Origin of the sequence: Clostridium sp. Ade.TY (assembly GCF_000498355.1) — a bacterium.
Lineage (GTDB): Bacteria > Bacillota > Clostridia > Clostridiales > Clostridiaceae > Clostridium.
In genome coordinates this window covers 19594-33896 of the sequence record NZ_AVSV01000021.1, presented here as the reverse complement: position 1 = coordinate 33896, position 14303 = coordinate 19594, and the positions used below count along the sequence as shown (strand labels likewise).

Annotated in this window: 13 protein-coding genes and 1 other annotated feature; of the genes, 6 read left to right on the top strand and 7 right to left on the bottom strand. The window is 26.3% G+C overall.

All coding sequences use genetic code 11. From position 1 onward, the window contains the following. Positions 1 to 295: 295 nt before the first annotated feature. Positions 296 to 1009, bottom strand: a complete 714-nt coding sequence (locus tag O212_RS0107090) for a lysophospholipid acyltransferase family protein (RefSeq protein ID WP_024614426.1) — start codon at positions 1007 to 1009, stop codon at positions 296 to 298. Between the two features lie 185 nt (positions 1010 to 1194). On the opposite strand from O212_RS0107090, the gene O212_RS0107085 reads away from it, so the two are divergent. After that, entirely contained in the window at positions 1195 to 2022 is an 828-nt protein-coding gene (locus O212_RS0107085) for a ComEC/Rec2 family competence protein (protein ID WP_242829563.1), read from the top strand. 29 nt (positions 2023 to 2051) lie between these two features. On the opposite strand, the gene O212_RS0107080 is transcribed toward O212_RS0107085, so the two are convergent. Beyond that, entirely contained in the window at positions 2052 to 2837 is a 786-nt protein-coding gene (locus O212_RS0107080; RefSeq protein ID WP_024614424.1) for a ribonuclease H-like domain-containing protein, read from the bottom strand. 14 nt (positions 2838 to 2851) lie between these two features. Continuing rightward, positions 2852 to 3583 (bottom strand): HAD-IB family hydrolase, encoded by a 732-nt coding sequence (locus O212_RS0107075; protein WP_024614423.1) that lies wholly within the window; start codon positions 3581 to 3583, stop codon positions 2852 to 2854. Positions 3584 to 3790: 207 nt separating this feature from the next. Between O212_RS0107075 and O212_RS0107070 the strand changes: the two genes are divergently transcribed. Genes O212_RS0107070 through O212_RS16400 form a run of 3 tightly spaced genes read left to right on the top strand, consistent with a single transcriptional unit; the run spans position 3791 to position 5958 of the window. Beyond that, complete coding sequence (locus tag O212_RS0107070; RefSeq protein ID WP_024614422.1) at positions 3791 to 4012, top strand: ferrous iron transport protein A; 222 nt, start codon at positions 3791 to 3793, stop codon at positions 4010 to 4012. Between the two features lie 30 nt (positions 4013 to 4042). After that, positions 4043 to 5806, top strand: coding sequence for a ferrous iron transport protein B (gene feoB, locus O212_RS0107065; RefSeq protein ID WP_024614421.1), 1764 nt, complete (start codon positions 4043 to 4045; stop codon positions 5804 to 5806). Positions 5807 to 5823: 17 nt separating this feature from the next. Beyond that, positions 5824 to 5958, top strand: a complete 135-nt coding sequence (locus O212_RS16400; RefSeq protein ID WP_081705815.1) for a FeoB-associated Cys-rich membrane protein — start codon at positions 5824 to 5826, stop codon at positions 5956 to 5958. Positions 5959 to 5998: 40 nt separating this feature from the next. On the opposite strand, the gene O212_RS0107055 is transcribed toward O212_RS16400, so the two are convergent. After that, on the bottom strand, positions 5999 to 7117 hold the full coding sequence (locus O212_RS0107055; protein ID WP_024614420.1) for an AI-2E family transporter: 1119 nt from the start codon (positions 7115 to 7117) through the stop codon (positions 5999 to 6001). A 176-nt stretch (positions 7118 to 7293) separates the two neighbouring features. Further along, a complete protein-coding gene (argS, locus tag O212_RS0107050; protein WP_024614419.1) occupies positions 7294 to 8988 on the bottom strand; it encodes an arginine--tRNA ligase in 1695 nt (564 codons plus the stop codon). Between the two features lie 56 nt (positions 8989 to 9044). Continuing rightward, positions 9045 to 9270: a binding site (T-box leader), on the bottom strand. 150 nt (positions 9271 to 9420) lie between these two features. Here argS and O212_RS0107045 point away from each other — a divergent pair. Beyond that, positions 9421 to 10932, top strand: coding sequence for a Ppx/GppA phosphatase family protein (locus tag O212_RS0107045; RefSeq protein ID WP_024614418.1), 1512 nt, complete (start codon positions 9421 to 9423; stop codon positions 10930 to 10932). A gap of 41 nt (positions 10933 to 10973) precedes the next feature. Here the strand turns inward: O212_RS0107045 and O212_RS0107040 are convergent, their stop codons facing one another. Both O212_RS0107040 and O212_RS15980 read right to left on the bottom strand, forming a co-directional pair. Continuing rightward, complete coding sequence (locus tag O212_RS0107040) at positions 10974 to 11618, bottom strand: site-2 protease family protein (protein WP_024614417.1); 645 nt, start codon at positions 11616 to 11618, stop codon at positions 10974 to 10976. 91 nt (positions 11619 to 11709) lie between these two features. Beyond that, positions 11710 to 13089 (bottom strand): LCP family protein, encoded by a 1380-nt coding sequence (locus O212_RS15980; protein WP_024614416.1) that lies wholly within the window; start codon positions 13087 to 13089, stop codon positions 11710 to 11712. Positions 13090 to 13340: 251 nt separating this feature from the next. Here O212_RS15980 and O212_RS0107030 point away from each other — a divergent pair, with 251 nt between their 5' ends. Continuing rightward, positions 13341 to 14303, top strand: a complete 963-nt coding sequence (locus O212_RS0107030; protein WP_024614415.1) for a biotin--[acetyl-CoA-carboxylase] ligase — start codon at positions 13341 to 13343, stop codon at positions 14301 to 14303.

Sequence of the window (14303 nt, the reverse complement as noted above, 5' to 3'; positions counted from 1 at the left end):
ATAACATACTTTTTGAAATTTTGTGAATAATTTTTTTTCATTTTTTATCAAATTCCGACAAAACACATATTTTAAGCCAATTTTTTAATATATTTTTCGTGTATTTTTTTCTATCACATTATTATAGTAACTAATACTATCTAAAATATGTATTAATTTAATTTTTGTTAAAAAGTATTTTTAATTTCTAAATGTTATTTTAATAAATTTTATTTTCTTTATACTAAAAAGTATCTTTGATACCTTTCTTAAAAATTTATATTTTCTTATAAAAAAAGAGTTGTTAAAACAACTCCTAATCTACCTTTATCATATTTTTTATAACTTCATCTCTAACTCTTTCAGTTAAACCTTTTTCTTCTTCTTTTGTTAAATTATCTGTATATATTGGTTTTCCAAAAACTATAGTAACTTTTCCTGGAATAAATTCTCTATTATCTTCAAAACATTTTGATGTTCCATCAATTGAAACCGGAACTATTGGTGCCTTTGCTTTTACAGCAAGTTTCATGCTTCCTTTTTTAAACTCATGTACCTCTCCATCTTTTGATCTTGTTCCTTCTGGAAATATGGCCATATTATGCCCTTTCTTTAAATATTCAACTCCCTTTGCTATAACCTTTATAGCATCTCTTGGATTAGATCTATCTAAAGCAACACAATTCATATTTTTAACCCAAAAACCTAATACTGGAACCTTTAAAACTTCTTTTTTTGCAATAAATCCTACATCTCTTCGACTTGCATGTTTAAGTACTGGTATATCTAAAATACTTTTATGATTTCCTATAAATGTACATGTTTCTTTTGGTATATTTTCATATCCTTTTACTTCAATATCCATTCCTGTCATATTTATAGTGAACTCACTCCACTTTCTAAAGACCTCTTGTCCATATTTAAAAGCTTCTTCTTCTCCTTTTTTCTTATATATATGCTTAAACTTAATTCCTTTTAATCTAACAAATAGCATATAAATTCCATATTTAATAAATTTAAATATTTGCATGACTTCACCTCTTAAAAAAATTTTAAATTTATAAAAATGTGTTATTCCCCATAAGTTTTATTATATATAATAAAACTTATCCTTTATCATTATACAATATGATGATAAACTGATACAGTAAATATTAAGATTGGGGGAATAAAATGAAAAAATTATTTAAATCATCTCTTTTAATAATTATTTCTATGTTATCACTATTTCTATTTGGATGTAAAGATTCTAATGTTATATCTAAAAATTCTGATACATCAAATATGACTGTACACTACATAGATGTAGGTCAAGGAGATGCTGAACTTATACAAGTAAATGGCAAGAATGTACTTATCGACTCAGGTTCTAGAACTAATGAAAATGACTTAATTTCTTATTTAGATAAATTGAAAATCAAAAAATTAGATTATGTAATTGCAACCCATCCTCATGAAGATCATATAGGTAACATGGATGAAGTTATTGATAAATATCAAATAGGTAAGTTTTACTCACCTAAAGTTACACATACTACAAAAAGTTTTGAAAATATGATAAATTCTTTGAAGAAAAAAAACTTAAAAATTAATGTAATTAAAGAAGGTACAGACTCTATAGATTTAGGAGAAAATACTAAAGTTCAAGTCTTTTCACCTAAAGAAGATGGTTATGGCAAAGATACTGATATGAACAATTATTCACCTATAATAAAAATAAGTTATGGTAAAAATTCATTTTTATTTACTGGAGATGCTGAAAAACTTGAAGAAAATTATGTTTTAAATAAAAATTACAATTTAAAATCAGATGTATTGAAATTAGGACATCATGGTTCTTCAACATCAACATCATATAAATTTTTAGAAAAAGTTGATCCTTCAATTGGGATAATCTCTTGTGGAGTTGATAATAAATATGGTCATCCTCATAAAGAAACTTTAGCTAATTTAAACAAATTAAAAGTTAAAATTTATAGAACAGATAAAGATGGAACTATAGTTTTACAAAGTAATGGAACTAAAATAACAAAATTAAATTAAAAGAAAACACTTAGGTATTTAAAAAATACCTAAGTGTTTTCTTTATTATCTATTTCTAAAGCTTCTAAACTTTTAAATTCTTCTAAGTCAACTTTATCTTCTTTAATAATTTCTTCTTTTAAAATAATATCCTTATCTAAATTATCTAACTCTTCTTTATCATTATCTTCTTCTATTTTTATATATCTTTTCCAATTAGTATAAATATAATAAAGATTTACAACATCTTGTTCATTATAAAGAAGTATTTTTTCTATTTTTTCTTGTGGCATTCTCTTTACATAATCACTATCTTTCATAACTTTATGAAATGTCTTGGCTAAATTTGAGCCACTTATTACTTCACCTTGTCTATCTATATCAAATATTTTTTCTAACTTTTTAAGACCAATAGAGGTTTTCATATCCTTTTCATATGCCTTTTGAAGATCTATTGATATAAATTCTTCTTTAAAGTTATATGTTATTTTATTTTTATTGAATAAGTAATTTATAACTGTAAAATCATTATTACCTGAAAATGTAGATATTGCTTTTTTACCTTTTTTCTTCATATCCTCAAAATATCTCAATGCTAAATTTAAAATATCTAAGCTCTCTCTTTTATTCTCTATCATATATTGAGTTACATGAAGACTATTTCTTTCATTATTATATACACATGCTCCAAAGACCCCTATACATTTAGGTTTTTTATAAACATAATGTTCTAAATCAAAAAATATAATTTCCTCAGGTAAAATTTCATATTCATTTTCTAAAAAATATTGTTTTTCAAATTTATCTACAGGTATAATGTTTTCCTTTATAATCACAGTATCACTCTTTCTTATTCAAATTGTATATCCCCTACATTAAGATTATACGTTACATCCTTTCTTTCTACAATAACATTTATTCTTTCTGATAATTCTTTATCTGATGTAACTTTTCTTAAAAGTTCCTTTGTTGGATTCATACAATATGGATTCCCTACTTTACTAAGCATAGTATAATCTCCTGCAGTATCTCCGTATGCATAACTTTTTTCTAAATCTATATCATATTTTTCTTGTAATTCTCTTATTGCTTTTTCTTTGCTTTCACTATCCCACATTGGAATAACATCACCAGTATATCTTCCTTTTTCATCTAATATATATTCTGCACCTCTATAATCATTAAAACCATGCTTTAATGACATTTCTTTAACTAATTCTATTGGTGATCCTGAGACAGTTATAAGTATATGTCCTTGTTCTTTATGCCACTTAATTCTATCTCTTGTAAAAGTATATACTCTATCTCCTTTTTGCTCTATAACTTTTTTAGCAATAAATTCTATCTGATGCTTATTTAATCCCTTTATAGCATCCATGTATATATCTATCATTTTTAATAAATATGTATCATAATCGCCTTGTCTTCTATCCCATTTTTCAAAATCTTTCCTTACATCATTATACCATTTTTCAGGTTCAATAATTTCATACTTTATCATTTTTTTGAATACTTCAGTTATTAATCCTTCTCTATATAATGTTCCATCAATATCAAAAAAAGCCGCTATATTTTTAGTCATAATAAGACCTCCTTTTTTTCTTATGTTAATATATTTCTTTATATTATACATATAATTGTTCTTTTTGAAAATATACTCTATTAATTACTTAGTTTTTGCACTTCCAAAATTTTTATGTATATATTTTTATATTAAACATTGACTTCTAAATCCATATAATGATATTATAATTATATGATAATGATTTTCATTGTGAGGTGTGATTTTATGGAATTAATAGATTTAAAACCGGGTGAACATGGTATTATAGAAAATATTTTAGGTGACAATAAATTAACAAAGAGATTATTAGCTCTAGGTTGTATAGAAGGAACTGAAGTAACATTAAAAACTGTTGCTCCACTTGGAGATCCAGTAGTTATTAATTTTAGAGGTTTTGATTTAGCTATTAGAAAGAAGGATGCTAAAAATATAATTTTATCAGCTTAATATAGTTTATTGACTTTAGGAGGGACAAACATGAAAACTATCGCATTGCTAGGAAATCCAAATGTCGGTAAGACTACTCTTTTTAATGCATTAACTGGCTCAAAACAATATGTTGGTAACTGGCCAGGTGTTACTGTTGAAAAAAAAGAAGGTTATTTTGACGATTTAAAAATAGTAGATTTACCAGGTATTTATGCAATGGATACTTTTTCTCATGAAGAAAAAGTTGCAAAAAAATTTTTAGAAGAAGATGATGTTGATATCATCTTAAATATTGTAGACGGATCAAATTTATCTAGAAATCTTTATTTAACAACTCAACTTAAGCAATTTAATAAACCAATTGTACTTGCCATAAATATGATTGATGTTGTTAATAATAAAGGTTATGAAATTGATTATAAAGATTTATCAAGAGAACTTGGAGTTACTGTAATACCTATTATAGCTGCGAAAGTTCAAGGTATTGATTTAATTAAAGAAACTTTAAAAGGGAATAATTTTATAAATAATACTGATAATTCTAAGTTTAATTTTAAAAATGAAAAAGATACATATAATTATATAGAAAATATTTTACATAAATGTGTTAAAAAGAAAGATACAAATAAAAAAGATTTAACTGAAAAATTAGATAAAATATTTTTAAATCCATTTTTAGCTTATCCTCTTTTTATACTAATAATGGCATTTATGTTTCAATTCACATTTTCATGGGTTGGACAACCTATTTCAGATTTATTAGATGGACTTTTAAATGATTCACTTATCCCATGGCTACATACTGTTCTTGCTTCTACATCACCATGGTTCCAATCTTTATTAGTTGATGGTATAGTTGGCGGTGTCGGAGGAATTTTAGTTCTTCTACCAGTTATCCTTGCATTATTTGTTTGTATAACATTTTTAGAAGATAGTGGTTATATGGCAAGAGTTGCTTTCTTAATGGATAAGTTTATGAGAAAGATGGGACTTTCAGGTAAGGCATTTATTCCAATGATAGTTGGATTTGGTTGTTCTGTTCCTGCTATTATGTCCGCAAGAACTCTTGAAAGTGAAAAAGATAGAAAACTTACAGCATTACTTGTACCTCTTATGTCATGTAATGCAAGACTTCCAATTTATGCATTATTTGCTTCAGTATTCTTTACTGAGCATAGAGGACTAGTAGTTGCCTCATTATACTTACTTGGAGTTGTTGTAGCATTCTTAATTGGTATGTTATTTAAAAATACTATATTTAAAAAAGATGAAGAACCTTTTATAATTGAACTACCTAATTATAAAATTCCACAACTTTCATCAATAGCAAAACAAACTTATGATAAAGGTAAGGGATTTATAAAGAAAGCTGGAACTATAATCTTTGCTATGAGTGTAGTTATTTGGTTCTTATCAAACTTTAATTTACATGGAATGGTTGAAAGTGTTGATCAAAGTATACTTGAATCTATAGGTTCATTTATAGCACCAATTTTTGCTCCTTTAGGATTTGGAAATTGGCAATCATCAGTATCATTACTTAGTGGACTTTTAGCAAAAGAAACTGTTGTTTCTTCAATGGAAGTAATTTTTAATGGTGATTTAAAACTTATTTTACCTCAATTCTTTACAGCAATTTCAGCATATTCATTCTTAATATTTACTTTATTATATGTACCTTGTGTATCAACTATAGGTACTATGAAAAAAGAATATGGTACTAAATTCACTATATTCTCTGTTGTATATCAATTAGTTCTTGCTTGGGTTGTGGCATTTATATTCTACAATGTAGCTTCCCTGTTTGTTTAAAGGTAAGGTGATATAAAATGGTTGAAATTATTATAACAATAGGAATTGCAGCTGTAGCTGCATACATAATATATAAAAATATAAAAAAATCATCTAAAGGCGAATGTAATTGTAGTTCTTGTCATAAGAACTGTCCTTCTAGAAAAAAATAAAAAAAAAGCTGCTTATAAAGCAGCTTTTTTTATTTATCAATTATAATGAATCTATTAAATTATCTACATCTTCATGCTTTTCTTTAAAATTCTTAACTATTCTATCATAATAAATAGTTATTGTTGCAACTGTTGGTGATGCAAGAAGCATTCCTAATGCTCCAAAGAATCCTCCTCCAATAGTTACTCCAAGTATTATCCAGAAAGGTCCTATACCTACTTTAGTACCAACTAATTTTGGTTCTAAATACCAAGCATCAAATTGTTGAACAGCTAATAAGAATATAAATACTACTATAGCTTTCATTGGTGATACAAATACTTCTACTAAAGCACATACAACCATACCAACAAAAGGTCCAAAATAAGGAATCATATTAGTAAATCCAACAAATATTGCAAGTAATATAGCATATGGTACTTTTAATATTACAAGTCCAACAAGGGAAATAAAACCTATTATTGTTGAATCTACAGCTTTTACCCCTATATAAGTTCCTATCATTGCATTATATGTTCTAAATAAATTAATTAATGCTGTTCCCCATTTTTCTTTTAATATCATTATAACAATTAATTTTGCTTGTTTTATAAAGTTTTCTTTATCTAATAATAAATAAATTGATATTAAAAGTCCAAATCCAATTTGAATTATTCCTGTTGTTATACTTAAAAGAGATCCTGCAGCTCCTTCCAAAACAGAAATTGCTACACTTCCTATCTTAGCTGAAAGACTTGTTAAAGTTTTAAGTATTCCTGCATCTTGCATAAGAGCATAGAATTTATCATTTTGAAGGGCATCATTAACCCAGCTTTGTACTGTATTTACGTAACTAGGTATTTCTTTTGTTATTGATACTATGCTATCTATTAAAGCTGGTATTCCATATAAACCAATTACAAAAAGCACAACTAATACGCATAAATAAGTAAGCCCAACTGCTGCTCCTTTTTTAAGCTTGAGCCTTTTTTGGAAAACTTTCATTAAAGGATTTAACACATATGCAAATATTAAAGCATAGAAAAACGGTGCTAAAACATTTAATAATTTTTTAAATATTGCTAAATAGACATCATAATTATCAACAATTTTATAACCTATAATAGCTATTATTGCTATTATTAAAACATTTTTATATATGGAGTTCCTCCTATTCATATAATTCACCTCCTCTTAATACACTATCAAATATTTTAAATTATACCACATTTTCTCTGTAAAATTCTTAAATAATAAAAACTTTACATATATAAAACAATATTAAAATAGTTTAAATATTTTTGTAAAAAAGCTAGAGAATATAACATATTCCCTAGCTTTTTATATAGTATTTATTACATTTTATCTACAACATCTATTCCTAATAGAGCTAATCCATTTTTAATAACTTGTAAGCTCGCTTTAACTAAGCTAAGTCTTGCTTTTTTAAGTTCTTCATCTTCTAAATTTAACACTGAATGAGCATTGTAGAATTTATTAAATAGTTTTGCAACTTCTATTACATATCTTGAAATAACTGATGGTTCAAGCTTTTCTATTGCTGAATGTATATTTTTCTTAAATACTTCTAATGCCTTTATTAATTCAAATTCTTCTTTTGAATTTAACTTACTGTAATCAACATTAGTTAAATCAACATCTGAAGCTCTTTCTAATATACTATTTCCTCTTGCATATGAATATTGAACATATGGACCAGTTTCTCCTTCAAATGAAAGTATTTCTTTCCAATCAAATATAATATCTTTTTCTCTTGAATTTTTAAGGTAAGTAAATACAACTGCTCCGATACCAATCTTCTTAGCAACTTCTTCTTTATTTTCTAAATCTGGATTTTTTTCATTTATAACTTCTAAAGTTTTAGATACAGCTTCATTTAATAATTCGTCTAAAAGAATTACTTTACCTTTTCTTGTTGACATTCCACCATCTTTAAACTTAACTAATCCAAATCCTACGTGTACACAATCATTAGACCAATCTTTTCCAGCAAGCTCTAATACTTTGAAGAATTGTTTAAAGTGTAATGCTTGTGGTGTTCCAACTACATATATTGATTTATAGAAATCATAAGTATTCTTTCTGTAGTTTGCAGCAGCTAAATCTCTTGTTGCATATATAGTAGCTCCATCACCTTTTAATATTATACAAGGTGGCATATTATATTCATCAAGCATAACAACTTGAGCTCCATTACTTTCAGTTAGTAAATTTTTATCTCTTAATTCATCAATTATAACTTGCATCTTATCATTGTAGAATGCTTCACCAGCTAATGAATCAAATTGAATTCCTAAAAGATCATATACTCTATTAAATTCTTTTAAGCTTAATTCTCTAAATCTTTCCCAAAGTGCTGTTTCTTCTGGTTCACCATCTTCTAGTCTCTTAAAGTGCATTCTTCCTTCATCAACTAATGCTGGATTTTTTTCTGCTTCATCATGGAATTTAACATATATTCTTAATAATTCTCCAATTGGATCTTTTTCTAAAGCTTCTTCATCAACCCATCTATTATAAGCTGCTATAAGTTTACCAAACTGAGTACCCCAGTCTCCTAAGTGATTTATTCCAACTACATTATATCCTTCTTCTTTGAATAACTTATAAAGTGAGTTACCTATTGAAGTTGAGAAAAGATGTCCTACGTGGAAAGGTTTTGCTATATTTGGTGATGAATATTCAACACATACAGTTTTTCCTTCTCCAATATTTGAGCTACCATATTTGTCTCCTTCTTCTAATACTGTTTCTATTGTAGTTTTAGTAAATGAAGCTTTATCTACAAAAAAGTTAACATATGGTCCTAAACTTGTTATTTTTTCAAAACCCTCTTTATCTAACTTTGAAGCTAATTCTTCAGCTATCATATTTGGAGCTTTTCTCATAACTTTTGCTAATTGGAAGCAAGGAAAAGCGTAATCTCCCATATCTGACTTTGGTGGTATTTCTATAAGTTTTTTTATTGTTTCTACATCTAAATCAACATGCTTGCTTATTAATTCTGCTATTATTTGTTTATAATCCATTTTCTGTTCCTCCTTAATATTTCCCGTAAAATATAAAAAACCGCCTCTTATATAAAATAAGAGACGGAATAATATCATAAAATTTCCGCGGTACCACTCTTTTTGCATAAAGTAATGCCACTCTTTTTTTGTTAACGCAAATAGTTTGAATTTGCGGCAATCCTTACTCATTTCAGGTGCTTCTCCAAGGCTCTCTTCAAATAATCTATCTACAAGGCTTACACCAAATCCCTTGTTCGCTAAAAGAATCGATTACTCTACTCTCCTCTTCACTGAATTTATATTTTACTTTCTTTCATTATATTATACATACATAATTATAATAATGTCAACAAATAGTTAAATATTCTTATTTATAACATATAATAAAAAAATGTTGTATAATGTATACTATATAATTATATGTAAAATTTATTATTTAAGGAGTTTATTATGAGAAGAATTGGTGTTATTGAAATAGGTGCTAACTCAGTTACATTAACATTAAATGAAGTTGAAGATGATGGTTATTTTAGACCGATTGATGAATTAAAAACATCAATTAGATTATGCCAAGATTTAGTATATGGAAACGAAATATCATCAGATAAATTAAATACTGCCCTATCAACTTTAAGAACATTTAAATCTATGTGCAAAATATCATGTGCTGAAAAAATAATAGCTATTGCTACTGAAGATTTTATGAATGCTTCAAACAGCACTATACTTTTTGATTTAATAAAAAAAGAATTAGATATAGATGTAAATATATTAGATATTGAAAAAGAAATTTATTTTAATTTCTTAGGAATTTCTAATACTACTTACTTTGATAATTACCTTTTAGTTGATATAGAAGGATTATCAACTCATTTAGCCTGGGTTAAAGATGGTGAAATAAAAGAATGCCATTCAATGCCTATAGGTACTTTAAATCTTACATACGAATATGAATTACATGATAGAATACTAAATCAAAATATTGAATCAGCTAAAAATAAAGTTATGGATTGTTTAGAAGAATGTAAATGGCTTAAAGAATGTGACTCACCATCTATAGTTGGTGTTGGAGGAACTATTAAATGCCTTGGTAAAATAGATAGATATAGAAAGCGTTATCCTCTTGATATAGAACATAACTATAACTTAACTGATATAGATGTACAAGAAATATATAACCTATTAAAATGTAAATGCTTAAAACAACGTTATCAAGTTTATGGACTACCTCACGAACGTGCTGATATAATTGTTTCAGGACTTTGTATTTTAAAAAATTTACAAAAATATAGTAATATAACAAATTTAACAACTTCATCTAAAGATCTTAGTGAAGGTATTATGTATAAGTATATAGATGAACATTACGATTATGAAAAAAATATGCTTATATTTAGTATAAAAGGTATAATGAATAAACTTAATATAAATAAAAATCATGCCAAAAATGTTTATGATATTGCAATGAATTTATTTGATAATTTAAAGCCTATTCATAAACTAGATGATAATTATAAAAAAATATTAAAAACTGCAGCATTGTTACATGATTGTGGCATAAGTATAGATTATTATAATCATCATAAGCATAGCTTTTATATTATATTAAATTCATCTATAAATGGTCTTAGTCATAAAGATTTATTAATAAGTGCTACTGTTGCTGCATCTCATAGAAATAATTCCTATCATATGCCATATCCGCAATTTAGTTCTATAATAAATAGAATAGATATTAATGCAATAGAATATTTAGGTTCTATAATAAAAATTGCTGAAAGTTTAGATAGAAGTCTAGGTGGTGCTGTTAAAGAATTAATAGTTGATATTTTACCTGATTCTGTTGTACTTAAATTAAAATCATCACTTGATTTAGAATTAGAAATTCGTCAAGCAATGAGAAGTGCATATTCCTTTAAACAAATATATGGCAAAGAATTAATAATTGAAAAAGTAGATTAATATAAAAACAGTTAGCAAATTTTATTTTGCTAACTGTTTTTTTAAAAAAAGAATCCAAATACTGTTCCTACAATACTTGATAATAAATTCATTATAAAATTTGCTGGTATTCTAATTATAGGACCTGCAAAGAATATTACAGCTAAAAATATTATAAATTGATATCTATAAATATTATCTGATATTTTATAGAAATGTTTTGGACTTAAATCTCTAAGTATACTAAATCCATCTAGTCCTGGAAGTGGTAATAAGTTAAATACAAATAATACTACATTTAACCACACTATTTGAGATGCCATATTAAAAAGAACTGAAAATAAAGTTCCTCCTAATACTCCTGAAGTACCTAATATGAAAATTAAAGTGTATAATATCATTCCAAAGAATGCTACTATTAAATTTGCAATAGGACCAGCTAAACTTACCTTTAAATCATCTTTATAATAATTTTTAAAAGCTGATGGATTAACTTGTACAGGTTTTGCCCACCCTATTCCAAAAAACAATATACATAAAGTACCTATAGGATCTAAATGATCAATAGGATTTAATGTAAGTCTTCCTTGGAATCTTGGTGTTTTATCTCCAAGCTTATCTGCCATCTTAGCATGAGCATATTCATGAAATGTAAAACCTATAAGTATAGCAGGTAGCATCATTATTTTACCTAATAAAAACTCCATCTAAAATTCTCCTTTTTCCATTTTATAGTATTATAACACAAAACACAGCTTTTAAAAATAAGCCGTGTCTTGTTTATTATAATAAAGTTTATTATTTATTACTGTTTGAAGTATTTTGTTCTGAATTTGATGGTTTCTCTGGTTCTGGCTGTGGTTTCTCTGGTTCTGGTTTTGGTTTCTCTGGTTGTGGTTTTGGTTTCTCCGGTTCTGGTTGTGGTTTTGGTTTCTCCGGTTCTGGTTGTGGTTTTGGCTTCTCTGGTTTTGGTTGTGGTTTTGGTTTACTTTGGTTATTAGAACTTGAACTATTTGAGTTTCCACTTCCACTTCCATTGTTATTTGGTTTTATTTCTGTTTTTGAATTATTAGTAGGTGGAATATAATCCTCATCTTTTTCTTGAAGAGGTCCATTATCTTTAATATGTTCCTCATTAGCTCCCATATATTCTTGAAGCTTAGATTTCCACACATCCACACTATAACTATCTTTTGTTGGTTTCTTATTATTAAATATAAAGTCATCCATTATTTTAGCATTTTGTTCTTTATCTATAATTAAAACCCAACCTTTATCTTTATAAAGTCCTCCCCATGAAATATCTTCACTTACAGGAACTCTTAATTGTTCAAATTTAAGACTTGGAAATTTAGAAACAGTATATGCATAATTTAATATCATAGCTGGTTCTATATTAGTCTTTACATATGGTAATAACTCTCCCATAACTGATGGATATTTAATAACGCTTAAATCTTTAAACTTTTGTGTTACTAAATCTATTACCCTTCTTTGTCTTTCTGTTCTTTCATAATCTCCATCACCAACTTTTCTTATTCTTGCATAAGCTAAAGCTTGCTGACCATCTAAGTGTTGCATTCCTGGTTTTTCTATCTTAGGAGATTTTACCTTTTCATATTCTCCAATAAATTTATTTAACTCTTTTATTTCATACTCATGTACATCTACATCAATGCCACCAACAGCATCAATAATTGATGTAAATCCATTAAAGTTAACCATTACATATTTATTTAATGATAAATTGAAATTCTCTTTTATTGTCTTCATTAATAAATCTGGTCCACCAAATGCTAGTGCAGCATTTATTTTTTGTTCTCCATGACCTGGTATATTTACTAAAGTATCTCTCATAATTGAAGTAAGCTTTAACTTTTTATTATTGTTATCAATTGTTGCAATAATAATAGCATCAGCTCTTGCAGCTTCATCTAACTTACGAGCATCAGTTCCTATAAGTAGTATGTTTGTAATGCCTGGTTGCTCTTCATAAGTTACTTCTTCTCCATTAGGATTTCCTTGGTAGATTTGACCCCTTATATACATATAAGCTCCACCAACTCCTAGTATAATAAGAAGAAATACAATTCCAACTGAAAGTAATACCTTTTTCTTTTTAGACATTTTCTTTTTTTCAGTAGAATTTGCTTTTTTCTTATCTCCCTTTTGTTGCATATTTTACCTCCCTAAAAAATTTAAGAATTTTTCTTAAAAATAATTTTTATTAAATTAATATTTTGTTAATTTCAGTTAACTAATAACATTATAATAGACTTTTTGACATAAAACCAGTATATTCGCACTTATAAAATTACATTTCTATTAAAATTTATTTGTTTTTATTATTTTTAAGCTACTTTTTTTATTATTTTACTCATTTTTTGTCTATAATATAATTAATAAAAAATTTTTCCTTGGAGGCAATTATGAAAAATAAAATATTAGACTTATTATTATCTACCGATGATTATATTTCTGGTGAATATATAAGTAATCTTTTAGGTGTATCTAGAAACTCTATATGGAAACATATAAATTCATTAAAAAAAGAAGGCTATTTAATTGATGCTATTAGAAATAAAGGATATAAATTAATAAAATCTCCTGACACATTAAATATAGAAATAGTGAACAAGCTATTAAACACAAAATTTATTGGTAGAAATTTATTACATTATAAAGAAGTAACATCAACAAATTTAGTTGCAAAAGATTTAGCTCAAAATAATTGTGAAGATGGTTTAGTAATAGTTTCTGAAACTCAAACTAATGGAACTGGTAGATTTAATAGACAGTGGCAATCTCCCTTAGGTGGACTTTGGATGTCCTTTGTGCTTAAACCAAACATTTCTCCAAACGAAGGTAACAAAATAACATTAATAACAGTTGCAGCTATGGTAAAAGTTCTATTAAATCTTAATATACAATGTAAAATTAAATGGCCAAATGATATTTATATAAATAATAAAAAAGTTTGTGGCATATTAACTACAATGAATGCTGATATGGACAAAATTAATTATATTATAGTTGGATTAGGTATTAATATAAATATTAATGAAAAAGACTTTACAAATGACTTAAATACAGCTACATCTTTATTATTAGAGAAAAATACTGAATTTAATAAATCTGAAATTTTAGCTAAATTTCTAAATAACTTTGAATTCTTATATAATAACTTCATAAATAATAATGATTTATCTGAAGTAATAAAAATTTGTAAAAACAATTCTATGTTAATTAATAAAGAAGCAACATTAATAACTTTACGAAAAGAAGAAAAGGTTACTTGTCTTGGCATAGATGACTTTGGTGAATTAATAATAAAAGATTCAAATGGAAATATAAAAAAGGTTATAAGTGGTGAAATAACATTTAAAAATTAA